Origin of the sequence: Chryseobacterium antibioticum (assembly GCF_012927325.1) — a bacterium.
GTDB classification, from domain to species: domain Bacteria; phylum Bacteroidota; class Bacteroidia; order Flavobacteriales; family Weeksellaceae; genus Chryseobacterium; species Chryseobacterium antibioticum.
Window position 1 is genome coordinate 41455 of the sequence record NZ_JABBGI010000022.1, and the last position, 26066, is coordinate 67520.

The following is a 26066-nucleotide window of genomic DNA, read 5'->3' on the forward strand; positions in this document are numbered from 1 at the left end:
AGCTTTTAGAGGAAGAAATTGGCGATGGTGTAGATAATCAGCCCGACGAGTCCACCTACCAGGGTTCCGTTCACCCGGATAAACTGAAGATCTTTCCCTACTTCCAGTTCCATTTTTTCGCTCAGCTCTTTACCCTGCCAGTTTCCTACGGTAGAACTGATGAGGTTTCCAAACTGGTGGGTGTTTTTAAGGATATATTTGTAAGCGGTCACTCTTACCCAGTGATCGATCTTATTCTGAAGGTTTTCGTCTGTTTTTAAATTTTGTGAAAATTCATTCAGGTTTTTAGTAAGATAGCCTTTTAAAGAAGACTGGTCATCCTGAAGTTCTTTCATCAATGTTTTCTTGATGGAGGTCCAGATATCGCTGGAATACTCATCCAGTTTATCATTTTTAAGAAGGCCGTTTTTAATGGTTTTAAATTCATCATCCCATTTCGGATCTTCTTTCAGGTCCGTAGAAAATTCATAGATCTTTTGGGTAATGAGGTTTCGGATTTCATGCTGCGAATCTTCCTCAATTTCTTTAAAAAAGTCGGCAAGTCCGCTGGTAATTTTATTGGCAATCTTATGGTCAACAAAAGAAGGAATAAAAGAATAGCTTCCTTTTTCTACCCGCTCTTTGATCATTTCATCATTTTCGATGATATATTCTTTGATCTGTTTGGAAAGATTGGTAACAATCCTCTGATGATCATTTTTTTCAAGGATATAACTGATGCCGTTTCCAACGACTTTATTGAGCTTGATGTCATCTGTCATTTCAGACACTTTTTTGCTGATAAACTGGCTTACAGAAGTGTCATCCAGCTTATTGAGAATGTCGAGAACAATGTCTGACAGGTTTCTGATCAGAATTTCCTGGCTCTTTTCTTTGGCGAGCCATTCTCCAACGAAGTTTGAAATTTTAATCTTTTGGATGTAAGGACGGATATTTTGTGGAGAAAGAAAATTACTTACCACAAAACTACCAAGATTGTCTCCCAGCCTCTGTTTACTGTTTTCAATCAGATTGGTATGCGGAATCGGAAGTCCAAGCGGATGCCGGAACAGGGCCGTTACCGCGAACCAGTCTGCCAAAGCACCTATCATGGCTGCCTCGGAAAAAGCCCGTACATATCCGACCCAATGGGAGGGATTAGATTTTTGAAGTAAGGTGGTGGCTATAAAGATAATGGCCATCAGGACAAATAATCCCGTGGCAAATGCTTTATATTTTCTCAGCTGTTTTCTTTTTGCTTCATCATTCATATTCTCAAATTTACTAAATTTGATCATGAGATTTGTTTTAAAAATTAAACAACAAAAGAGAAGGGAGATTAAGGTTTAGTTCAAAAAATACTTTTAAAAGATTATTACAACGTAAATCGAAGATTTTCAGCTAACTAATGTGGTCTTTTTCAACATTATGATTTTAAACTTTATATCAACTGAAGTGTTTAAAAATTTTTGCTCCTTTTGTGGTTTAATTAAAAGTAAAACTCATCATGAAATTTTTAACTTTCATTATTATTAATCATTCTGCAGGCCCGTCCGCAGAAGTTGTAGCCTATTAAAACTGTTCCTATGGAAAATAAAGAAGCAAAAAACAATCCATACTATTCAAGAACCGACACCACAAAACTTGACATCTCCAATGATGAGTGGAAAAAGATCCTGGCTCCCGACTTATATGCTATATCCAGAGAAGCGGCTACAGAAAGAGCGTTTACAGGAAAATATAATGAATTTGATGAAATCGGGGACTATTACTGTGCCGTTTGTGGTAATCACTTATTTCGATCTACCTCAAAATTTTCCAGTAGTTGCGGATGGCCAAGCTTTTTTGAAGCAGATAAAGAAGGGGTTTATTACAAAAAAGATACTGCGTATGGAATGGAAAGAGTAGAAGTGCTCTGTAAACGATGTGATTCTCATCTGGGGCATGTTTTTGATGACGGTCCAAAGCCTACCGGACTACGCTATTGTATGAATTCCGTGAGCCTGGAATTTGTTGGAGATTCTGAAAAATAAGCCTCTTTAATTCACATAATCAAGACGTTAAAGTTTCTTAAATAGCGTTAAACTTTGTAGAGTTATAACTGTCTGACAGTTATGTTTTTATAATTTTGCCTCACTAATTTGGAATTTAATATTATTGAATGAGAGGAATTTATAGTGTATTAGGCCTGGTTTACATGGTCACGACTTCATTCTATCTTTCGCCGGCAAAGGCAGTAAAGAGTGAGAATGTCAACACATCAAAAATTGAAAAAGTAGCAGACACGAAATCTGAGAAGACCGCTGGAAAAGCATCTTCATCAGAAGAATTGTACAAATCAATTCCCTTTGATCCTGAACATGAATTGAATTATGAGGTTTTCTCAAAAGCATTGACAGGATTTGAAAATTTAAAAAAAGCAGGATTGCTGAACCAAGATTCGCATTTATTAACTATCTGCGATTTTTCTATGTCCTCAAACACCAAAAGACTTTGGGTGATTGATACCAATGAGAAAAAGGTACTGTTCAATTCACTGGTAGCACACGGAAAAAATACAGGCGAAGAATTTGCTGCGAATTTTTCTAACACGGAAAGTTCGCTGCAGAGCAGTTTGGGATTTTATATCACGGATGCCACTTACCAGGGAGACAACGGATATTCTTTGAAATTGTTGGGTATGGATAAAGGTTTTAATGATGCAGCGTACAGAAGAGCGATCGTGATGCACGGAGCAGATTATGTAAGCGATGAATTTGCATCAATGCACAAAAGAATCGGAAGAAGCTGGGGATGTCCCGCAGTACCGAAAGCATTGACACAGCCGATCATTAATACCATAAAAGGACGAAACTGCCTTTTCATCTATTATCCCGATCAGAAGTATCTTTCTTCCTCAGAATGGTTAAGATCTTAATTTGATTAATAATTGTATAAAAAAATAATGCTAGTTTGAAAAATACGAGTGCGTTTATTTCTGCCATAAGATTGTTCAGTCACCCTGATGGGACAAGTACCTTCGAGACGGGAAAAATCCCGACTTTGAAGCCTATGAATACAACAACTTTTTGGGCAAGTACGGTCACTGAAGAATGGGAGAAAAAGAAGCACACTGCGCCGCGAAGACAATATGTGGTAACCTTAAAAGGGAATATCCTGTTTAAAGTAAGCAATGGCTCTACATTTCAGATCGAACCGGGAATCATTCTTTTGGCAGAAGATGTGGAAGGAGAGGGACATTCCTGGGAAATTATAAAAGGCCAGGAATGGGAAAGGTTATATATTCCAATTGCAGATGGTGCTGATGATTTTTTTATACAGGATTCAGAATAGAGAATTGCTATTGTAAAGAAAGTAAAAAGCGTCTTACAAAGAGGTTACAATATGAAAGCAGTCAATTTTTGGCTGCTTTTTTTTAACCACAAAAAACATGAATCATCATTGATTTTATTCCTATAGATTAAAAAATAACATCAAAGACTGCCGGATTAGTGCAATCTGCAAGAGAAAAATAGAAAATCCCTGCACCAGACAGCCACAGGGATTGAATCATTGAAGATTATTTAAACTTCTTGAAAACCAAAGTCGCATTATGGCCTCCGAACCCGAAAGCATTGCTTAACGCAAAGTTGATTTCCTTTTCTTTAGCTTCTCCAAAAATGATATTCACATCTTTCGGAATATTTTCATCTATACTGTGAAGATTGATCGTGGGAGGAATAATTCCTTTTTCTATCGCTTTGATAGAAAGGATGGCTTCAGCAGCTCCTGCAGCACCCAATAAATGCCCGGTCATAGACTTTGTAGCACTGATGTCAAGGTTTTTACTTCCCCTAAAGATATTACTGATGGCTTTTAATTCTACCAGATCTCCAAGCGGAGTAGAAGTAGCGTGTGGATTTAGATAATCAATGTCTTCCATATTAGCTCCTGCTTCTTTCATGGCCAGCTGCATGGCTTTAATGGCACTGATTCCGTCCGGATGTGGTGCAGTCATGTGGTAGGCATCAGCAGTCATTGCAGCGCCTCCAAGTTCAGCATAAATTTTTGCCCCTCTTGCTTTGGCGTGCTCATATTCTTCAAGAACCAAAGCGCCTGCCCCTTCACCCATCACAAAACCGTCTCTGTCTGCGTCATAAGGACGGCTTGCTGTGGCGAAATCATCATTTCTGGTAGACATGGCTTTCATAATGGAGAAACCACCGACAGAAGCGGGTGTGATTGCTGCTTCAGAACCTCCGCTGATAATTACCTTTGCTTTTCCAAGACGGATATAATTAAAGGCGTCCATCAAAGCGGTATTTCCTGTTGCACACGCCGAAATGGTTGTATAATTGATGCCCTTAAGGCCAAACTTCATAGAGATCATTCCTGACGCCATATTGGCAATAAACTTAGGAACAAAAAAAGGGTTGAATTTCGGTGTTCCGTCACCTTCTGAAAAATTCATGACCTCAGTTTCAAATGTGATCATGCCGCCCTGTCCGGTTCCCCAGATCACGCCGGTATCAAACGGATCCATTTTTTCAAATTCCAGTCCTGAATCCTGAATTGCTTCGGTGGAAGCATACATTGCATATTGTGAAAACAGATCGCTTCTTTTTATTTCATTGTGGGTCAGATGAACTTTCGGATCAAAATTTTTCACTTCACAGGCGAAGTGTACTTTAAATTTTTCTGAATCAAAATGGGTAATTAAATCTGCTCCGCTGACACCGTTAATACAATTTTGCCAAAAATCTTCGACATTGTTCCCCAAAGGCGTCACCGCGCCCAGTCCTGTAATGACAACTCTTTTCATATCTAGTTATTAATTTTGAATAGATTGGAGGTTCCCCTGGCAATCAGTCTTGTTTTGTCTGCGTTCCATATTTCGCATTGCGCATTGACAAACTGCCGCCCTCTTTTTAAAATTTTCGTTTCGGCTACAATATTATCATTTTCTTTTGCAGTTGAAAAATAATCGATCACATTATTAATGGTAGTTATGAAAGAATTTTCGTTCAGAGAGAACATAGTGGCCCCAATGATGTCGTCAACAATGGCTGCTGTTACACCGCCATGAAGATTTCCAATGGGATTAAGCCATTCCGGTCTTACGGTATACTGAAACTCCAGATGTCCTTCTTCTACAGAAAGAACAATAGGGTTGAGCCATTTCATAAAAGGTGATGGTGACTGGTCAAATTCCTTTCCGATGAATTGCTGAAGTTGTGCTAATCTGTTCATATTTTCTGTTTTATTTTTCTAAAATCATCGTTACACCCTGTCCGCGTGCGGCACAAATAGAGATGAAACCTTTTCCGCTTCTTTTTTCATGGAGCAGTTTTGCCAGTGTACCAATAATTCTACCACCTGTTGCGGCAAAAGGGTGGGCTACTGCGAGACTTCCGCCTTTTACATTCAGTTTATCTCTGTCAATTTTGCCCAATGCTTTTTCCAGACCGAATTTTTTCGCCAGATCATCATTTTCCCAGATTTTGATGGTAGCAAGAACTTGGGCGGCAAACGCTTCATGAATTTCATAATAATCAAAGTCTTCCAGGCTCATGCCTGCTTTTCTAAGCATTCTGTCTGCTGCGAAAACGGGTGCAAGAAGTAAATTGTGCTTATTTTCTACATACTCGATTCCTGCTACTTCTGAAAAGGTAACATAGGCTAAAATAGGAAGCCCATTAGCATTCGCCCATTCTTCACTTCCCATTAAGACCGCTGAGGCGCCGTCTGTAAAAGGTGTTGAATTTCCGGCTGTCAAAGTTCCGTTCTCTTTATCAAAAGCAGGTTTCAGCTGGGAAAGCTTTTCAATGCTGGTATCTCTTCGTAGATTATTGTCTTTATCTAAGCCGAAAGCTGGAATGATCATATCATCAAAAAATCCTTCATCATAAGCTTTGGCCATATTCTGGTGGCTTTTTAAGGTTAATTCATCCTGTTCCTCACGGGAGATTTCGTAGTATTTTGCGGTAATTTCTGTATGTCCGCCCATCACCAAGCCTGTTTTCGGCTCCTGTCCTTTATAAGGAATCGGCATCCAGTCTTTCAGTTTTGGGGTTAAGAGCTGTTTCAGTTTTCCGAAGGCTGATTTTTCTTTATTGGCTTTTAGTAGCGCTTTTCTTAATCTTGGCGCAGATTCAAAAGGGATATTACTCATAGCTTCCACCCCACAGGCAATGCCACTTTCAATTTGTCCCAGGGCAATTTTATTTCCAATATAAACCGCTGCTTCAATTCCGGTATCACAAGCCTGCTGAAGATCGCATGCAGGCGTAGCCGGGTCAAGAGAGGTGTTCATCACAGATTCCCTGATGAGGTTGCTCTCAGAAATGTGTTTGATAACAGCCCCGCCGGCTACTTCACCCAGAAGTTTCCCCTGTAAACGGTATTTGCTGATCAATCCGTTGAGTGCAGCTTCCAAAAGTTCCTGATTATCTAGGTCTGCATAAGCTGTATTGATTCTTGCGAAAGGAATTCTGCTGTATCCTACAATAGCCACTTTTTTTGTTTCCATATTGAAAAATTTATGAGGAAAGTATGTTTAATTCTTTATCGATCATGAATATTATTCTGTCTAGGGCCAGGTGTAGATACTTTTCGTCCTCCGTTGTTTTGGAAAGTAGTATTCCGCCTTCAATAAGCATAATGAACAGAGATCCATATTCATCAGCATCTATATTGGAGTGTATTTCTCCGTTTTCCTGTCCATCTGTAATTACCGATGCTATCTTTTTGATCCAACCTTCAAAAGATTGGGTAACCTGTTTTTTTAGACTGGGGAACGTATCATCAGATTCAGTAGCTGCATTCATTAGGGGACATCCTCCGTTTTTAAACACGGCTTTCCAGTTTTTCCGGTAAAAATTGACAAAAGCGTTTAATTTATCTATCGTAGTGGGGAATTCTTCACCTAAAGACCGGGCCATGTTTTTAGATAATAGGCTGGAGTTGTATTTGTATACCTCAAGCGCCACTTCATCTTTGTTTTCGAAATTTCCGTAGATGCTGCCTTTGGTAAGGCCTGTTGCCTCTGTGATATCAGATAAAGAGGTAGACATATACCCTTTGGTATTAAACAAAGAAGCCGTCTTCTCAATAATGAATTGTTTGGTCTTTTCTGCTTTTGACATGTATGGGTTAATTTCAATACAAATATACAAAAATATACCGATTGGTATATTTTATTTTAAGGACATTCACTTTCCTCATTTCACAGTGGAAATCTGCCTGGTATAAAATATTAAACCATTAAGGTTTTTTAGTGGAGAAGAATAATTAAGAATCTGCAGGCGGTCATAAGACATTCTGCTTTAAAATATCATTTGATATTCTCTTAACTTTCCTTAATTCTTTAAAAAGCCTTAATGGTTCAGTAAATAAATTTGAATATCATTAAGCTAAAGTAGCATTCAAAGTAATTTCAAAATTGAAAGCTGCGCTTACAGGGCACCCTTCTTCAGCTATTTTAGCAAATTTCTGGAATTCTTCTTCTGAAAGTCCCGGAACTTTTGCGGTTAAAGTCAGTTCAGATTTTGTGATTTTTCCAATACTTGGATCAAGGGTGATCACAGATGTTGTTTTTAATTCTTCAGGAGTGAACCCTGCCTGGGAAAGTTCTGCGCTTAGTTTCATGGTGAAGCATCCTGCGTGTGCTGCTGCCAGCAATTCTTCTGGGTTGGTTCCCACTCCATCAGCAAATCGGCTGTTGAAAGAATACTGAGTTTCGTTTAAAGTAGTACTTTGTGTTGTTAAATGTCCGTTACCTTCTTTGATGTTACCGTTCCAAACGGCTGTTGCGTTACGTCTCATAATGTTTGCTTTTTGTTGTTTTAATATATTGATTTTGATGATACAAAGATATAGTGGTTGTCTGCCGGATTCAATAGATAAAAAGACTTAAATATTGTACTTTTTTCCCGACGAGTAGTTTTTCTTAAAATTTGATGGTGTGTTTCCTGTTTTGTTGGTGAAAAGCCGATTGAAATAGGCAGGATCTTCATAGCCAAGATCGTAGGCGATTTCTTTAACGGGTTTATCTGTATAAAAAAGCAGTCTTTTGGCTTCAAGCAGAATTCTGTTTATAATCAACTGATTCGGAGAGTCTATATTTAGACTTTTAAACTTATGTGTTAGTGTTTTCGGGGCGATATGAAGAAGCTCCGCATAATCTGCCACATTGTGTTTTTCTCTGAAATGAATTTCCAGATACCTGCTGAAGTCCCTGAAAACATCCAGCTCGCTGCCGGGAATTTTGATGGTGTCATTATTCAGATGCTGCTTTTTCCAGTTTCTGGTAGCGCGGATGATGATCTGTTTTACATAGGTTCTGATCATTTCTTCAGCAGAAGAATCTTTCCATTCCAGTTCATTTTTTATATGTTGAAATAAATTTTTAATGTCAGCACTTTCTGTATCATTAAGTTCTACAAAAGGAATTTCAAAAACATTGTGAAAAAGAAGTCCGTCGCATGCAACTTCTTTATCATGAATCTGGATGCAGTAGAAATCACGGTTATAATAGAGCAGTGTAGCTTCCTCTTTTGCTTTTTCTATCTTTAGGTGCTGGCTGGTAAGAAAGAACAGGGAGGGTTTTGAGACTTTATAATGATTAAAATCTACGGTAAGTGCATAGCCTTCCGGAATGAAAAGGATTTTAATGTCATATCTGAATTGATTTCCGTTGATTACCCCCAGATTGTCTTCGGAGAACATTTCAAGGCCAAGTTTTTTATAGTGATCTTCAAAAATAAGCTGCTTCTGCATACAATTACTTTAGTCTAAAGATACAAAAAAGAAGGTTTGGGGAGTATTAATAAATAAAACCTGTTTCTTATACATATGATTTTAGAGGATCCATAAGGTTTCTATTATCCATTGTAGGGGTGATTTTCAATTTTCGTTTCACTTTTTTAATTGAAAACAGAGAAAAAATAAAAATTATATATTAGTTGATTGGTTTTTTATCAATTTTGCAAAAAGTACCGTATTGAATGATAACTTTAACTTCTTCAAAGATTAAATGAGCAAGCTAGAAAATATTTTGAGAGAAATAACTCCATTATCTCCCGAGGACAGTTTTCTTGTATTTGACAGGATAAAAGCATCCTTCGATTTCCCCTATCATTATCATCCGGAGATCGAGATCAATTTTATCATTAAGGGAAAGGGATACCGGCGCATGATCGGCGACCACACAGGAGAGATAGGTGACATCGAATTGGTGTTGGTAGGTCCGAATTTGCCACACTGCTGGGCAAATTATAAATGCAAAAACCGAAAGACCCATGAGATAACGGTGCAGTTCAATCAGGATTTTTTTAACCAGTCTATGATGGATAAAAATATTCTGAAACCCATTAGCAACCTGATGAAGGACTCGATTCGGGGCATTTTATTTTCGCAGGAAACCGCTGAAAAAGTGAAAGACTCCTTTCTCAACCTATCAAAAATGAACAGCTTTGAATCTTTCATCGAGATCATGAAGATTCTTAATGAATTGGCCATTGCCGAAAATAAAACGCTTTTATCATCCTACAGTATAGAGCTTGAAACCTTTGCAGATAATGACAGAATGAAGATCGTCCATGATTTTGTCCATAAGAATTTTGAAAACAAAATAACACTCCATGACGCGGCTTCGCTTATCAATATGAGCAGTGTGACCTTCAACAGATTCATCAAGAAAAGAACGGGTAAAACTTTTGTGAATTATCTGAATGAAATAAGGATCAGCTATGCTGCCCGGTGGTTGATGGAAAAAAATCTGACCGTTTTTGAGACTGCTTTTGAAGCTGGATTTAACAATATCGCCAATTTCAACAAAGTTTTTAAATCCATCAAAAAAACTACACCTACTGAATTTAAAGAACTTTTTAAAGGGGTAAAAAAAATAGAGTAACCCATTTTAAATTAAGGAAATACATTTTATATTCTCAAGATCCGGATAGCTTTATCCGGATCTTTTTTTGATGAAATTCGATATGTTTTCGTCAAAAAGTGTTAAAAAAATGTTACCTGAATTAATGAAAAACTTAAAGTTTGAAATCGAGGTACAGTGCTGCAAATCAGCGTGTAAATGCTGTTCTTGAAAAACGCCTGAAAAAATAATATCGTTTTATGATAAAATAGCATTATATCTGGCTATAAACAAAATTTAGATTTGCTAATATGAATTAAATCTTAACAAAACTTTAATTATTTAGCACAATTAGAACATAATGTTGAAGAAAAAAGAAGATAAATAATGTTTTATAGGGTAAATATCATTTAGAGTGATGTGCATGATTCTCAAATAAATCTTAATAAAACTAAACCTTATGAGAAAAACTGTTATACCGGTTTTATTAGCTATTTCTTTATCTGTCTACGCACAGGAGACTAAAAAGGCAGATACTGCTAAAACAACCAAAATAGAAGAGGTGGTTGTTACTTCCTTGGGAATAAAAAGGCAGGTACGATCTTTGACATTTTCCAGCCAACAGATCGGCGGGGATGAGCTTACAGAAGTAAAAACCCCCAATCTTTTGAATTCAATCAACGGAAAGGTTTCCAACGTACAGATCAATAAGACCAATGGAGGTGTTGGAGGATCGGTAAGGGTTGTTATGAGAGGTGATAAATCAACGAGGAACAGCCAGCCATTATATGTGATTGACGGTATTCCTATCATTAATAATACGAAAGGGCCCAATGTTGACTTTTATGCATCGATGCCTGATACAGGTGATGTGTTGAGTACCATTAATCCGGAAGATATTGAAAGCATCAATTTTCTGAAAGGTGCTTCAGCTGCAGCATTGTATGGTTCAGCAGGAGGAAACGGAGCCGTTTTGATTGTGACGAAAAAAGGAAAAGCAGGAAAAAGTAAATTATCATATACTACCAGTTTAACTCTTGATAAGGCATATAGTCTTCCTAAACTGCAATACAGTTATCTGCAGAGTATTCCTTATGACCCGGCTGCAGGACAAACGGGTTCTCAGCAGAGCTGGGGAACAAAAGGAGCTTCAAAAGATTATCTTAAAGATTTCTTACAGACAGGAACCACATGGGTTAACAACGTTTCATTTCAGTCAGGAAATGAAAAATCCAACAATTTCATCTCTATAGGAAATACAACCAATAAGGGAATTATCCCGACATCAGTATTTGATCAGTATAATATTAATTTCAGGAATTCAAGTAAATTTCTGGATGATAAACTGACTTTAGATGCCAACTTCATGGGCTCTTTACAAAACAGTAAAAACAGACTGACTCCGGGTTCTTACTACTCACCATTGGTCAATTTATACTGGTTGCCAAGAGGGATTGATTTTGATCAATTCAGTGGTTCCAATTATTCTTATTTAAATAGTAACAGATTGCTTCCTGCTCAAAACTGGTGGGCCATAAAACCGGACGGAAGTTTTAGTGTAGAATCTCAAAACCCGTATTGGATCCTTAATCAAAACCCTGTTACAACAAAGAATAAAAACCTTTACAGTGCAGCAACATTGAGTTATCAGATCAATCCATGGTTATCTGCAAGAGTAAGAGGTAATTACAGCTATACAACATCAGATAGCCAACGTAATGTTGCCGTTTATTCTTTACCTGTACTACTGGGTGGAAATGATAATGGTAAGCTTTATAAAGATGTTGTAGAGAGCTCATCCACTTACGGTGATGCCTTATTGATTGGAAGTCCGAAAATTACGGATGATATTTCTTTGGATTTTACTGTGGGGGGAAGTATTAATACACAAAGATACACATCAAGCAGCATTGAAAATAATCTTTTAGTAGTGCCTAATCTATTTACACAGAATAATTTACAGTGGCCGGGGCAGAACGGGAATGGTATAAGCTATCTGCAGTACAGTACAAAAAAACAGGTTCAGTCTTTTTTTGCAAGTGCTAATATTGGATATAAAAAACTCTTATACCTTGATTTTACCTTTAGAAATGACTGGGACTCCAGTTTGTCCAGTGCAAGCCAGAACTCTTTTGATTATGAATCCGTTGGAGTAAATGCCATCCTGTCAGAAATTTTTAATCTTCCAAAGCCTATCAATTTCTGGAAAATAAGAGGTTCCTATGCTAAAGTGGGTATGGGTTTACCTCCTGCTTTTCTGACGGGCTCACAAATCTATCAGGTCAATGCAGGGACTGTTATCAATCCTGCTTCGTCTCCTGTTACTAATCCAGCCTTTCCAGAACTTTTCCCTAAACCTGAACTGAATGAAACTTTTGAAGCAGGAACAGAGTTAAGGCTTTTCGATAATCGTTTAAGTTTTGATATTACCTATTATAACTCGATCGTATCCAACCAGCTATTGCAGGCCATTGAAATCTCTTCTAATTTAGGATTTGGAACAGGAAGATTTGATATTAATGCGGGCAAGATTCAGAACAAAGGTTTCGAATCCAGTTTATCCTATAAAGTATTCGGTGGAGAGAAATTTGGATGGACAACGACTGTCAATGCATCGGCAAATAAAAATATAATTAAAGAGTTATTTCCTTCCAGTTTAAAGCTGTCAAGTGATAAAACTTTCGTACTTACAGGCGGAGGATACAACAGATTAAAAGTAGGAGGGTCATTTGGAGATATCTACGGATCAGTATTCAAGAGAGACGGCGAAGGTAGAATTATTGTGGATGCTGATGGCGTTCCATTAAGAGATGAAAACCAGGTGCAATATCTCGGGAATCCGAATCCTAAATTTATTATTGGTTTCAACAACTCATTCAATATTGGAAAATTAGGAATCAGTTTCCTTATTGATGGTAAATTCGGAGGAAAAGTATTGGGCTATACTCAGGCTAAGAACGACCAATATGGTGTAAGTAAGGCTAGTGCAGATGCCCGTGATAATGGAGGAGTATCCATTCCAAATGCAGTGTATGAAAATGGAACTCCATATAACGGACTAACCGACGCGGAAAAATATTATTCAAAAGTGTCGGGATCTATTGATGAGCCATATATGTATAAAGCAACAGCAGTACGTCTAAGGCAGGCTTCGATTTCATATACCTTTGATATAAAGTCAAAATATATGGAAAATGCTACCGTAAGTTTAATAGGAAGCAATCTATTCTTCTTATATAAAAATGCTCCATTTGATCCGGAACAGGTGTCCGGAGTGAATCCCGGAGGTGTAGGAATTGATATGTTTGGAATGCCAATTACCAGATCTATCGGTTTATCATTAAAAGCTAACTTCTAATTTTTAAGAACAATGAAAATATCATCTATTAAAACGATATCATTCAGCGCATTTATGCTGTTTTCTGCTCTAAGTTGCACGGATGAATTTGATAATTATAATCAGGAATACATTGGCGGACCTGAAAATTTCAACGCAGATTTTACCCAGATTGTAAACCCATTAAAATTGATGCAGAGAAATCAGCAGAGTTCTACCAACTGGATTTATCAGCTGCAGACCAATCTTAACGCAGACATGTACAGTGGTTTGTTCAGTACGGCTACTCCTTACAATGGGGGAAGAAATAATACCACTTATTTCATCATGGACAACTGGAATGAAAGAATCATGATGACGCAGTTGGAAGACGTTTTTGATAAATCAAAAACGATGAATATAGTAATCCAAAAAAATTATCCGGGGATCAATTTTAAGGCATCACTTGCTCTTGCAAAAATTCTGAGAGTAATTTCGGCAAGCAAAGTTTCAGATGCACACGGACCCATTATTTACAGCAAATTTGAAACACCAGATCCTGCAACGGGGATAACAGATTTTGATTCCCAGCAAGAAGCTTATAACAATTTCATCACAGATCTTACTTCTGCTATTTCAGATCTGCAACAAACACCTAGTGTAGAAGATAAAGCGGTCATCAGTAAATCAGATCTTATATATGGTGGAAGTCTGGCTAATTGGGCAAAGCTTGCTAATTCTTTAAAATTAAGATTTGCCATGAGAATTAGCTATGCTGATCCTGCTAAATCAAGACTTTATGCGGAACAGGCTTTAGCTTCTCCTGTCGGGTTTATTGATGAAAACTCAACAAATGCATTGATTAATTATGGAGGAGCCTCTCCTCTTAGCGATATTATCTATTCCTGGGGGGATTGTAAGATAGGTGCACCATTAATGACATTTATGAATGGTTTTAATGACCCGAGAAGATCCGCTTATGCTAAACCTGCCACTGACGCTTCTGTAGCAGGACAGTATATCGGAGTGAGACAGGGTGTTGATATGGGTGGAAGTAAGGATCGTTATGGAGACTTTTCCCAACCTATAGCTGCTGCAGCAGGTGGAGATTATTTCTCCGTAAGCAATGGGAAAAATAAAGTCTTTACAGCCGCAGAAATATGGTTTCTTAAAGCAGAAGCTGCCATCAGAGGCTATGCCGGAGCAGGAGATGCAGGAACCAATTATAACAAAGGAATAGAGATATCATTTGCAGAATGGGGCAAAAGTTCAGCCTATGCAACTTATGTGGCTGATGCAGTCTCCAAAGAAGCTCCCTATATTGACACTAAAAATGCTTCAAACAGTATTCTCACAGGGAGCCCGATGCTTAGCACCATTACCATCAAATGGAATGAAGGTGATTCTTTTGAAAGAAAATTAGAAAGGATCATGACTCAAAAATGGATTGCTATTTATCCTGACGGATCCGAAGCATGGGCAGAACAGAGAAGAACCGGTTATCCTATCATATTTAAAAATGTGTTGAATGACAGCCAGGGAACGATCAGTACCGATGCCATGATCAGAAGAATCCCGATTCCAACCAAATATCGAAATAATACACTGAATTATGCCCAGGCCTTACAGTATATTGGAGGAACCGATACCGGAGGAACCAAACTATGGTGGGATAAAAAGTAATAATTTTAAGCAGATCAAAGATAAAGATATAGAGGCCATCTCAAAAGTCAGATTTAATTTGGTTTTTTTATTCCGGAAGGAGAAATCTTACACCGTTAGTTTCATAATTCTTCAATTTTAGTTTCGTTTCAATCCGGAATGACACTTTTGAGAGGCCCTCTTTTCTTTACTATTTTAATTTGAATATGGAAAACAACAGCTCTGAAACCCGTTCAGTAAAACCGATCCTCTGGATCTCCACATTATATTTCGCAATGGGAATACCCTTTGTGACCATTAATGCGGTCTCGGGGATTATGTACAAGGATATGGGTATTTCAGATTCCAAGATTACCTTCTGGACGGCGCTTATTATGTTTTCCTGGACCTTAAAACCTCTTTGGAGCCCTTTTCTGGAGATTTACAAAACAAAAAAATTCTTTGTTGTTGCGACTCAGTTTTCGATAGGGATTTTGTTCGCTCTCATTGCATTGATACTGCCTCTGCCGGATTTTTTTAAATACAGCATTGCCCTTTTTGCTGTCGTTGCATTTTGTGGAGCAACGCACGACATTGCTGCAGACGGAACGTATATCAATTTTTTAACGAACAAAGAGCAGGCGAAATACATTGGCTGGCAGGGAGCTTTCTATAATCTGGCCAAGATCATCAGCAGCGGAGTTCTGGTGTATTTTGCCGGAGTTTTGGAAAAAACAAAAGGAGTAGTGAATGCCTGGATGATTATCATGGGAATTTATGGCCTTCTGTTTTTTGCTTTAGCGATCTATCATTATGCGATTTTACCGAAAGAAAACAAACAGAAAAAAGAGACAAGAAAAGCAGGAAATGTCCGTAAAGAATTACTGGAAGTCATCACTTCTTTCTTCAAAAAGAAAAACATCATGTGGGCGGTACTGTTCATTATTCTGTACCGTTTTGCAGAAGGATTTGCCATAAAGATTGCGCCCCTGTTTTTCAAAGCTCCACGAACTTCAGGAGGATTAGGGTTATCTACCTCTGATATTGGACTTATTTATGGGACCTACGGTTCAGCAGCATTTATTTTAGGATCTGTACTGGCAGGATATTTCATTGCGGGCAGAGGACTTAAAAAATCTCTGATCTGGCTTTGCTCAGCCTTTAATATTCCATTTATAGTGTATGCATTATTGGCTTATTTTCAACCAACAGAACTGCTTCCGGTAGGCGTTGCCGTGGTCGTAGAGTATTTTGGCTACGGATTCGGTTTTGTAGGGTTGATGCTTTACATCATGCAGCAGATTGCACCGGGTGAACATAAAACCGCTCATTATGCTTTTGCAACAGGTATAATGAATCTTGGAGTAATGATTCCGGGAATGTTCAGTGGAATGATCAGCGACTGGATAGGATACAAAATGTTCTTTATCTGGGTACTGGTCGCTACTATACCCGCTTTTATTGTAACCCTGTTTGTTCCGTTTTCATACCCTGAAAAATTAAAAGAACACTAAATCATTTATTAAACATATTAAATAAAAAGTAAAAATACTTTATGACATTTCAACCAGCAAAGATCCCTTGGCAGGATCGTCCGGAAGACAGCCGGGATATCATGTGGCGTTACTCTGCAAATCCAATCATCAACAGATATGCAATACCTACGTCCAACAGCATTTTTAACAGTGCGGTGGTTCCTTTTGAAGATGGGTTCGCGGGAGTTTTCCGTTGCGATAATAAAGCCGTGCAGATGAATATTTTTGCAGGCTTCAGTAAGGATGGGATCAATTGGGAGATCAATCATGATCCTATTGATATGAAAGCCGGAAATACGGAAATGATAGAATCTGACTATAAATACGACCCCCGTGTTGCCTTTATAGAAGACCGCTACTGGATCACTTGGTGCAATGGGTATCATGGCCCAACAATCGGAATAGCCTATACTTTTGATTTTAAAGAATTCTTTCAGTGCGAAAATGCATTCCTTCCTTTTAACAGAAACGGAGTTCTTTTCCCTGAAAAAATAGACGGAAAATATGCCATGCTGAGCAGACCTAGCGATAACGGACATACCCCTTTCGGAGATATCTATATCAGCTATAGTCCAGATATGAAATACTGGGGCGAGCACCGTTGTGTGATGAAAGTAGCACCGTTTGAAGACAGTGCGTGGCAATGCACAAAGATAGGAGCAGGTCCGGTTCCGATTAAAACGGATGAAGGGTGGCTGCTTTTCTATCACGGAGTGATCAATACCTGCAGAGGGTTCAGGTATTCTATGGGAGCATCACTTCTGGATCTTGAAGATCCGTCAAAAGTATTGTACCGAACGAAACCATATTTGCTGGCTCCGGCAGAACTGTATGAGCTTACAGGAGACATTCCTAATGTCGTTTTTCCGTGTGCTGCACTTTCAGAAGGAGATAAGGTAACGGTATATTATGGAGCGGCGGATACCGTTGTGGCCATTGCATTTGGATATATTTCTGAAATTATTGATTTTATGAAAAAGAATTCGCTTTAAGCTGATTAAAAATCCAGAAAATATGTTGGTTAACTTTATTTTCCTCCTTGTTGAAATCATGGTTATGGCTTTTATATTGTTAAATAAACTCCTATCTTGAGTAATTTTTAAGATTTTCCCATTATGATTATGAAAAAAGAACTGCTTATATTGTTATCAATGATCCTGTTTTCTCATGTCGGAAACGCCCAGCAAGGGAAGGATGATGTTCTTTCGTGGGTAGATCCTTTCATAGGAACAGGAGGTCACGGCCATACATTTCCGGGAGCAACTACGCCGTTCGGAATGATCCAGCTCAGTCCGGATCAGAATACCAAAAGCGGCGATTGGGACTGGTGCTCAGGGTATCATTACAGCAGCAAAACCATCATGGGATTCAGTCATAATCATCTCAGCGGAACAGGCTGGGCAGATCTTGGAGATATTTTAGTGATGCCAACAGTCGGGAAAATAAAGATGCTTCCGGGCTCGGAAGACAAACCGGAAAGTGGTTACCGTTCGACATTCAGTCATGAAAGAGAAACCGCTTCACCGGGATATTATTCTGTAATGCTGGACAGCTACGGAATTAAAGCGGAATTGACCGCTTCTCCGAGAGTCGGGTTTCACAAATATACTTTTCCAAAAAGTGAAGAATCCAACGTCATCATTGATCCTACCAATAAGATTTTCGGAAATATTTATCATACCCTCGTAAGTATAGAAGGAAACAATACAATTAAAGGATATTGCTACAGCAATGGCTGGGGCGGAAAGCGATTTGCTTATTTCGTGATGGAATTTTCAAAGCCGTTTAAATCCTATGGAACTTATTCTGAAGGGAAGATAAAAGAGAACGAAAAAATAGCTCTTGCTAAAGACGCCAAAGCTTACGTGCGATTTTCCACTCAGGAGAATGAAAGCATTGAAGTAAAAGTTTCCTTATCTCCTGTAAGTACGGAAGGTGCTCAGGAAAATTTTGATGCCGAAGCAAAGAACGTAGATTTTGCTAAAGCCAAAGAAACAGCTCAAACAACATGGAGAGATCTGATCAACAGATTCCAGGTGACTGGCGGTACGGATGACCAGAGAAAAATCTTCTATACCGGAGTGTATCATACATTTATCGCACCTAATCTGTATATGGATACCAGCGGAGATTATGTAGCCGCTCAGGAAAATATGAATACCAAATGGTTTACGAACTACAGTACCTATTCCTATTGGGACGGCTTCAGAGCGACACATCCTTTGTTGACCATTATGGATCAGAAACATACCAAAGAATTTGCCAACTCTCTGATCAGCAGATATACAGACCGTAAAGATCATATGCCGATCTGGGAGCTGTGTGGTTATGATAATTTCTGCATGCTTGGTTACCACAGTGTTTCGGTGATCTGGGACGCTATTTCCAAAGGCGTACCGGGAATCGATCAGGAGAAAGCATTTGCTGCCATGAAAGATGCATCTTTAACAGATAAAATGAGCAGCAGCGATGGAGGCGGAGGTCTTAATGATTATATAAAATTAGGGTATACACCATCAGAAAACGGTGCTTCAGTTTCTGCAACACTGGAATACGCATATGATGACTGGTGTATTCAGCAGCTTGCTGAAAAATTAGGTAAAAAAGAAGAGGCGGAAGTGTACAAAAAACGGTCTATGAGCTTCCTGAATACCTTCAACAAAGAAAATAATCACTTCTGGCCCAAACAGAAGAACAGAGAATTCTTACCGGATTTCACTTTAAACGACTGGAAAAAGCTACAGCCGCATTGGGTTTCAGGAAATATCTGGGCTTATGATTTCTTCGTTCCCCATAAGATCGATGAAATGATGAATTTATATGGAGGTAAGAAAGGCTTTGAAGAAAAGCTGGACAAAACCTTTACCGAAGAACTTAAAATGATCGGCGAGCAGCATGTGGATATTTCGGGATTCATCGGTTCTCTCGGATTTGGTGACGAGCCGGGACATCATGTTCCTTACCTGTATAACTATGCAGGAGCTCCTTACAAAACTCAGAAAATGGTCAAATTCATCCGAGATCACATGTATGCGGCAAAACCGGACGGAATTGTCAATAATGAAGACTGCGGACAGATGTCTGCATGGTATATTTTCTCATCATTAGGGTTTTACCCGGTGACTCCCGGAAAACCTGTCTACGCCATTGGTGCACCTCAGTTTCCGAAAGTAGCCTTACAACTGGAGAACGGAAAAACCTTTACGGTGATTGCAGATAAGATATCCGATAAAAATATCTACGTTCAGAAAATGTTCCTGAACGGAAAAGAATTCAAAAGCTGGGAAATCAACCACAGCGATATTATGAATGGGGGCGAGCTGAAGTTTGTCATGGGAAGCAAGCCTGTAAAATAGATCAAAAAAATAACGAAATATAAAAGTATAATGGAAAGGAGAAAGTTTATAAAGACAAGTGCAATAGCAGGAGCGGGATTACTGTTTACTCAAAATATTTTTGCTAAAACGCTGAGCATAGAAGATTTTCCTGTGGTTCGCGTTCCAAAAGATAAAAGACATTTTACCAGTGAAGCGGTAGAAACTGCCATTGCAGCTTTTAAAAAGAAAGTGAAAAATAAAGAGCTCTCATGGCTTTTTGAAAACTGCTTTCCCAATACTTTAGATACCACCGTTTTTTATAAAGAAATCAATGGAACTCCCGATACCTATGTTATTACAGGAGATATTGATGCCATGTGGCTTCGCGACAGTTCTGCCCAGGTTTTCCCTTACCTGCAGTTCTCAAAGAAGGATGAAAAACTTCATCAACTGATCTCCGGAGTGATTCATAAGCAGACAGAATTCATCCTGAAAGATCCTTATGCCAATGCTTTTTATAACGATAACAATAAAATAAGCAAGTGGAAAGAATACGATCATACCGACATGAAACCCGGGACCCACGAAAGAAAATGGGAAATCGATTCATTGTGCTATCCTATCCGTCTGGCTTACCATTTCTGGAAAACCACGGGAGATACAAAACCTTTTGATAACAATTGGTTGCAGGGAATCAAACTTACTCTACAAACTTTCATCGAGCAACAGAGAAAGACAGGTTTAGGCCCCTATCAATTCGAGCGTACAACAGCATGGGCTACGGACGGAATCCCAATGGGTGGCTACGGGTATCCAACTAACCCTGTGGGATTGATCAACTCCATGTTCCGTCCAAGTGACGATGCTACCATCTATGCTTTCCTTATCCCTTCCAATTTATTCGCAGTTGTGAGTTTACGTCAGGCAGCAGAAATGGTTTCACAGATCAAAAATGAAAAAACACTTGCTCAGCAGCTGAATAGTCTGGCCGATGAGGTAGACGCAGCCATCAAGAAATACGGGATCTATAATCACCCTGAATACGGGAAGATCTATGCCTTTGAAACGAATGGATTCGGGAGTTACAATTTAATGGATGATGCCAATTGTCCGAGCCTTCTGGGACTTCCTTATCTGGATGCTGTAAAAGCCGATGATCCGGTTTATATAAATACCAGAAATTATGTTTGGTCTAAAGATAATCCTTTCTTTTTCAAAGGGAAACTAGCGGAAGGAATCGGTGGCCCGCACATAGGTCTGGATATGATCTGGCCTATGAGCATCATTATGAAAGCCCTTACCACAAAAGACAGGAAAGAAATCAAATGGTGCATAGAAACTTTACAGAAAACCCATGGAGGAACAGGCTTTATGCATGAGTCCTTCCATAAAGACAATGATAAAAAGTTCACCAGAGAATGGTTTGCCTGGGCCAATACATTATTCGGAGAACTGTTATGGAAAACCTTTAACGAGAATCAAGATTTACTGACTTAGACTCGATATTTGCAGAAGGTGGCAGTATGCCCTTTACTCCCGTTTTTTTGTTGCAGTGTTTTACCAGAAATTCATTGAGGGAGAACCTTGTGAAATTCTCAGTCCGTAGCTGATCATTTTCTTCTTTTTCGGAGAAAATAAATAGATATCAATACATCCAAATAACTTAAAAAAAACATTATGAAAAAAGCCATTACTACATTGATCCTGATGATCATCCATGCCATGCCTGTGTTGAATGCACAGCAGCTTAATCCTACGGGAATATGCTATGTGGAAGTGAACAACAATAATATCCTGAATGCCGGAGCCTACAAACTGCAGACATCAGGGAATTATTTATTTAACGTTGTTAATATTTTTGCGGCCAATATCAATTACGATACAGGTCGTGGAAGAGCCTATCTGAGTAATAACAACAACGTAACCAAAGTACTTACCAATGCGGATACCTACATAAAACCGCTTCAGAATAAAGGGATGAAGGTGGTTTTAACCATTCTGGGAAATCATCAGGGAGCAGGTTTCTGTAATTTTCCAACCCGTGAAGCAGCTAAAGACTTTGCTTTGCAGCTTGCGCACACTGTGAATACCTATGGATTAGACGGAATTGATTTTGATGATGAATATTCGGACTACGGACAAAACGGAACAGGTCAGCCCAATGACAGCTCATTTGTGATGCTTGTTCAGGAACTGAGAGCTCTGCTTCCGGATAAAATCATTTCATTTTATTATTATGGTCCGGCGGCTTCAAAACTTTCCTGGAACGGGTTGAGAGCGGGAGATTATATCAACTACAGTTGGAATGCTTCGTACGGAACTTTTTCTGCACCCAACGTTCCGCCTCTTACCAAAGCACAGATTTCTCCAGCAGCAGTTTGGATGGGAAATACTTCTAATGCTACAACAACAAGTTTAGCGAACCAAACTAAAACCGGCGGATACGGACTGTTCCTTTGGTACGACCTTCACGGAACCAATGAAACAGCACAGCTTTCTGCAGGAACACAAACATTATACGGACAGCAGACTGTCTTAAGCACTCCTTTACAATCCTGGACGCAGGGAGCCAATTGTGATGCGCCAATAGGATTATTCACCAGCAATCTTACCGGGACAAGTGCAAAACTGAACTGGTCAGCGGTAGGAACCAATACGTATGATGTAGATTACAAATTGGCTTCTGCTACCACATGGATTAGTGCGGCGACAGCTACTGCCACTACTTCAGTTACCATATCAGGATTAACAGCCAATACAGAGTATGACTGGAGAGTCAGAACGAATTGTAGTGTTAAAAGTACCTATATTTTTGCCCCAAGATTTAACAGCGGAACAGGAACGGCTCCTTCAGGTTCTACCTCTCTTTCTCTGGATGGAAGCACTGAATCTGGTACAGCCGGAAACCTTACTTTAAGCGGATCAGCATTATCATTAGAGGGCTGGATAAAGCCATCATCTTTTAAGTCCGCATCACCTTACATTTCCTCGGTTATGGGTACGGAAGTAAGCGACAGCAATTCAGCTTTTTTGCGTTTAGGAGATGCCAATCTTGCGAATAACAAACTTCAGTTTGTAGTAAGTATCAATAATGTTCAGCAAAAGCTGGCGTCAGTCACTGCCTTAAATACAAATACCTGGTATCACGTTGCAGCAACCTATGATGGTGCTAATATGAAACTTTATATCAATGGTGTTCTTGATGCCAGCAGAGCCCAAACCGGAAACGTTGCCTCCAGCGGGGCATTCAATGTGGGTTATTTATACAATACATCCAGAAACTTCAATGGTAGAGTAGATGAGGTTAGAGTTTGGAAAAGAGCATTAAGTCAGACAGAAATCAGCCAGAAGATGTGTAATGTAACACTTCCGGCCACTTCTCTTGCTGCGTACTGGAAATTTAACGAAGGGAGCGGTTCATCAGTTCAGGACAGTTCAGGAAACGGAGTTACCTTAACATTGACAGGAGTGGATGCTTCCAATTGGGGAACAGATGTTCCATGTGCAACAGCGACTCAAAAAGTTTCGTCGAATACAAAGAACAAAAAAGCAACAGACCCGGAACAAGAGACAGTTAAAAAGAAAATCAGATTATACCCAAATCCTGTGAGTAGCTCATCACCACTTACGGTGTCTGTTCCGGAAGAATATAATAGAGGAAAATTATCGGTTTATAATTTTAATGGAGGTGTTGTAGAAACTCAGACTTTACAGTCCGGAGATCACCCGTACAATCTGTCGAAGCTTTCTATGGGGAATTATATCATTCAGTTTGAATCTCCGGACGGAGTTTTAAAGCAGACAGAAAAACTAATTGTAAAATAAAAAAGCAGTCATTGGGCTTCGGCCCAATGATTTTACCGACCATTAAAATAAAATTACATGAGAAAAAAATCTATTTTTACTGCCCTGATCGCATTGGTCATTCAAGCGGCATCCGGACTTCAGGCACAGCAGCTTAATCCTTTGGGAGTTTGCTATGTAGAAGTGAATAACAGCAATATGCTGAATGCAGGATCTTATACTTTGCAGAATACCAACAGACAACTTTTCGATGTCGCTATTATTTTTGCAGCCAATATTAATTATGATGTTTCTAAAAGCAGAGCTTACATTTCCAATAATAACAACGTAACCAAAGTATTGAACGATGTAACTACTTATGTAAGACCTTTACAGCAAAAAGGCATTAAGGTGTTGCTGGATATCTTAGGAAACCATCAGGGAGCCGGAATTTCCAATTTCCCGAACCGTGAAGCAGCTCGTGACTTTGCACTACAGGTAGCCCATACAGTATATACTTATGGTCTGGACGGGGTAGATCTGGATGACGAATATGCAGGTTATGGAAATAACGGAACAGGACAACCGAACAACAGTTCATTTGTCATGCTTCTACAGGAACTCAAATTAGCTATGCCGGATAAGCTGATCACTTTTTATTACATTGGCCCAGCGATATCAAGACAAAGTTACAATGGTGATGCGGCCGGAAATTATATCAATTATGCCTGGAACCCGTATTACGGGACGTATAGCGCTCCTTCAGTACCGCCACTTAATAACACCAAGCTTTCAGCGGCGGCTACCTGGATACAGAACAGCAATCCGCAATCCACTTCTCCGGCTACACTTACGACGCTTGCCACCAATACAATGAGTGATAACTATGGAGTGTTTATGTGGTACGATCTTAATGCAGCCAACAATGCCAGCTACCTGAGTACCGGATCCAATATTCTATACAACGAAAACACAGTCCTTAGCGGCCAACTTTATTCCTGGACTCAGGGAGATGCCTGCGATCCGCCTTTGGGACTTGAAGTGACGAATACCACAGGAACTTCAGCGAAATTAAACTGGACAGGGAATGCTTCCCAGACCTATACTATTGATTACAAACCAGCCAATTCAACCACCTGGGTGAATGTAGCCACCAGTTTGTCCGGAAATAATACCATCATCAGCGGGCTTACTCTTAACACGGAATATGACTGGAGAATACAGTCGAATTGTTCAGCAACCATAAAAAGCACCTACCTGTTTGCGCCTCGTTTTAATTCCGGAAGTGCATGCGGAACGCCATCTGGCCTGAAATCTGAAAGCTATCTGGGAACTACCACCAAATTATCGTGGGATGCAGTAGGAAGTGCATCTTCTTACAATATTCAGTATAAAACTTCTACCGCTACAACCTGGACGGATGTTCAGAATATTGCGACAAACTCTTATACCCTTCCGGCTTTAACGGAAAATACAAATTATGTATGGAAAGTACAGGCGGTATGCGGGGGAACAAACACCAGTGTGTATTCAGGAGAATCAGCATTCAACAGTGGATTTGCTCCTGTACAAAGCCCTGGAGCAAGATCGCTTTCGTTCAATGGAAGTACCCATTATCTGAATGCCGGACAGTTTAACCTTAGCGGAAATGCTGTGACCTTCGAAGGATGGGTGAAAGTAAATGCATTCAAACCAAACTTTCCTTACATCTCATCCGTAATGGGTATTGAAGTAGGGGACAGTAATTCTGCAATGCTGAGATTCGGAGATGGAAACCTGGCGAATAATAAGCTACAGTTCATATTAAGCTTTGGAACTGCTCAGGTAAAAGTGAATACTGCGACCACATTCAATGCCAATACATGGTATCACATAGCAGCTACTTATGACGGTTCGGCCATGAAGATTTATGTGAATGGTGTTCTGGATGCAAGTGCTCCTGCGTCAGGTAATTTCACGGCAAACGGTATTCTTTATCTGGGTAGAAATTATGAAAATGCCCGTACACTTAATGGATTCTTAGATGAATTCAGAGTATGGAAAAGAGCATTGACACCCGCGGAAATTCTTGCCAACAATTGTAATGTTCCAGCTAATTCTCCCAATCTTGAAGCCAACTGGAAAATGAATGAAGGCAGCGGAAACGGGGCTTTGGATGCTACAGCCAATACGCACTTTGCGACCCTGATCGGAATGTCCAATACCAACTGGAGAACAGACGTAGCCTGCACCACACTATCAACAAAAGATATTTCTTCCGAAAAAAGTCTGGTGAATCATGTATATCCAAATCCGGTTAAAAGAGGAAATGATATTCATTTTGCCATTAAAGAAAATTATGCCACTGAAATAACAGTATATGATATGACAGGAAAATTGATGATAAGTCAAAAAATTGATAAAAAAGATATGGTAATCAGCACTCAGAATTTATCTGCGGGAACCTATATCTATAAAATACATTCAAAAGACAATACGATACAATCTTCCGGAAAGGTGATTGTAGAATAAAAATTTAATCCTCACTGGGCATATAAAAAGTAGAAATAAATTAGGGGATTGTATAGGCAGACAGAGAGCCAGCTGGCTTTCTTGTCTGTCTGTTTTAATAGTAAAAAATAGAGTTTAGATCTTAGAACGATCAT

19 protein-coding genes are annotated in these 26066 nt (G+C 39.2%); 12 read left to right on the forward strand and 7 right to left on the reverse strand.

Going from position 1 to position 26066, the window contains the following annotated elements; translation table 11 throughout:
- Window positions 1-5: 5 nt before the first annotated feature.
- Window positions 6-1250, reverse strand: coding sequence for a DUF445 domain-containing protein (locus HHL23_RS16405; RefSeq protein ID WP_169235895.1), 1245 nt, complete (start codon window positions 1248-1250; stop codon window positions 6-8).
- Between the two features lie 315 nt (window positions 1251-1565).
- Here HHL23_RS16405 and msrB point away from each other — a divergent pair, with 315 nt between their 5' ends.
- The 3 genes from msrB (at window position 1566) to HHL23_RS16420 (ending at window position 3312) form a co-directional block, all read left to right on the forward strand.
- Window positions 1566-2012 (forward strand): peptide-methionine (R)-S-oxide reductase MsrB, encoded by a 447-nt coding sequence (gene msrB, locus HHL23_RS16410; RefSeq protein ID WP_169235871.1) that lies wholly within the window; start codon window positions 1566-1568, stop codon window positions 2010-2012.
- A 128-nt stretch (window positions 2013-2140) separates the two neighbouring features.
- Complete coding sequence (locus tag HHL23_RS16415) at window positions 2141-2896, forward strand: murein L,D-transpeptidase catalytic domain family protein (protein ID WP_169235872.1); 756 nt, start codon at window positions 2141-2143, stop codon at window positions 2894-2896.
- A gap of 35 nt (window positions 2897-2931) precedes the next feature.
- Complete coding sequence (locus tag HHL23_RS16420; RefSeq protein WP_169235873.1) at window positions 2932-3312, forward strand: cupin domain-containing protein; 381 nt, start codon at window positions 2932-2934, stop codon at window positions 3310-3312.
- Window positions 3313-3538: 226 nt separating this feature from the next.
- On the opposite strand, the gene fabF is transcribed toward HHL23_RS16420, so the two are convergent.
- The 6 genes from fabF to HHL23_RS16450 form a co-directional block, all read right to left on the reverse strand.
- Window positions 3539-4780, reverse strand: coding sequence for a beta-ketoacyl-ACP synthase II (gene fabF, locus HHL23_RS16425; protein WP_169235874.1), 1242 nt, complete (start codon window positions 4778-4780; stop codon window positions 3539-3541).
- 2 nt (window positions 4781-4782) lie between these two features.
- A complete protein-coding gene (locus HHL23_RS16430) occupies window positions 4783-5208 on the reverse strand; it encodes a PaaI family thioesterase (protein ID WP_169235875.1) in 426 nt (141 codons plus the stop codon).
- A 10-nt stretch (window positions 5209-5218) separates the two neighbouring features.
- Window positions 5219-6487 carry an acetyl-CoA C-acetyltransferase gene (locus HHL23_RS16435; protein WP_169235876.1) on the reverse strand — a complete coding sequence of 423 codons (1269 nt, stop codon included), beginning with the start codon at window positions 6485-6487 and terminating at the stop codon, window positions 5219-5221.
- A gap of 10 nt (window positions 6488-6497) precedes the next feature.
- Window positions 6498-7103: a TetR/AcrR family transcriptional regulator gene (locus HHL23_RS16440; protein WP_169235877.1), complete on the reverse strand. Its 606-nt coding sequence runs from the start codon at window positions 7101-7103 to the stop codon at window positions 6498-6500.
- Window positions 7104-7365: 262 nt separating this feature from the next.
- Entirely contained in the window at window positions 7366-7782 is a 417-nt protein-coding gene (locus tag HHL23_RS16445; protein WP_169235878.1) for an OsmC family protein, read from the reverse strand.
- 87 nt (window positions 7783-7869) lie between these two features.
- Window positions 7870-8736, reverse strand: coding sequence for a helix-turn-helix domain-containing protein (locus HHL23_RS16450; protein ID WP_169235879.1), 867 nt, complete (start codon window positions 8734-8736; stop codon window positions 7870-7872).
- 256 nt (window positions 8737-8992) lie between these two features.
- Between HHL23_RS16450 and HHL23_RS16455 the strand changes: the two genes are divergently transcribed.
- The 9 genes from HHL23_RS16455 (at window position 8993) to HHL23_RS16495 (ending at window position 25932) form a co-directional block, all read left to right on the forward strand.
- Window positions 8993-9871, forward strand: a complete 879-nt coding sequence (locus tag HHL23_RS16455) for an AraC family transcriptional regulator (protein ID WP_169235880.1) — start codon at window positions 8993-8995, stop codon at window positions 9869-9871.
- 418 nt (window positions 9872-10289) lie between these two features.
- Window positions 10290-13187, forward strand: a complete 2898-nt coding sequence (locus HHL23_RS16460; protein ID WP_185194885.1) for a SusC/RagA family TonB-linked outer membrane protein — start codon at window positions 10290-10292, stop codon at window positions 13185-13187.
- 12 nt (window positions 13188-13199) lie between these two features.
- The gene (locus tag HHL23_RS16465) at window positions 13200-14828 is read left to right on the forward strand and encodes a SusD/RagB family nutrient-binding outer membrane lipoprotein (protein ID WP_169235881.1); all 1629 of its coding nucleotides are present in this window, start codon (window positions 13200-13202) and stop codon (window positions 14826-14828) included.
- A 185-nt stretch (window positions 14829-15013) separates the two neighbouring features.
- Window positions 15014-16300 (forward strand): MFS transporter, encoded by a 1287-nt coding sequence (locus HHL23_RS16470; protein WP_169235882.1) that lies wholly within the window; start codon window positions 15014-15016, stop codon window positions 16298-16300.
- Between the two features lie 41 nt (window positions 16301-16341).
- Complete coding sequence (locus tag HHL23_RS16475) at window positions 16342-17313, forward strand: glycoside hydrolase family 130 protein (RefSeq protein WP_034724069.1); 972 nt, start codon at window positions 16342-16344, stop codon at window positions 17311-17313.
- Window positions 17314-17442: 129 nt separating this feature from the next.
- On the forward strand, window positions 17443-19677 hold the full coding sequence (locus HHL23_RS16480; protein ID WP_169235883.1) for a GH92 family glycosyl hydrolase: 2235 nt from the start codon (window positions 17443-17445) through the stop codon (window positions 19675-19677).
- Between the two features lie 30 nt (window positions 19678-19707).
- Complete coding sequence (locus tag HHL23_RS16485; RefSeq protein WP_169235884.1) at window positions 19708-21135, forward strand: glycoside hydrolase family 125 protein; 1428 nt, start codon at window positions 19708-19710, stop codon at window positions 21133-21135.
- 180 nt (window positions 21136-21315) lie between these two features.
- Window positions 21316-23463 carry an endo-beta-N-acetylglucosaminidase H gene (locus tag HHL23_RS16490; RefSeq protein WP_169235885.1) on the forward strand — a complete coding sequence of 716 codons (2148 nt, stop codon included), beginning with the start codon at window positions 21316-21318 and terminating at the stop codon, window positions 23461-23463.
- Window positions 23464-23520: 57 nt separating this feature from the next.
- Window positions 23521-25932, forward strand: coding sequence for an endo-beta-N-acetylglucosaminidase H (locus tag HHL23_RS16495; protein ID WP_169235886.1), 2412 nt, complete (start codon window positions 23521-23523; stop codon window positions 25930-25932).
- The last annotated feature ends 134 nt before the right edge of the window (window positions 25933-26066 follow it).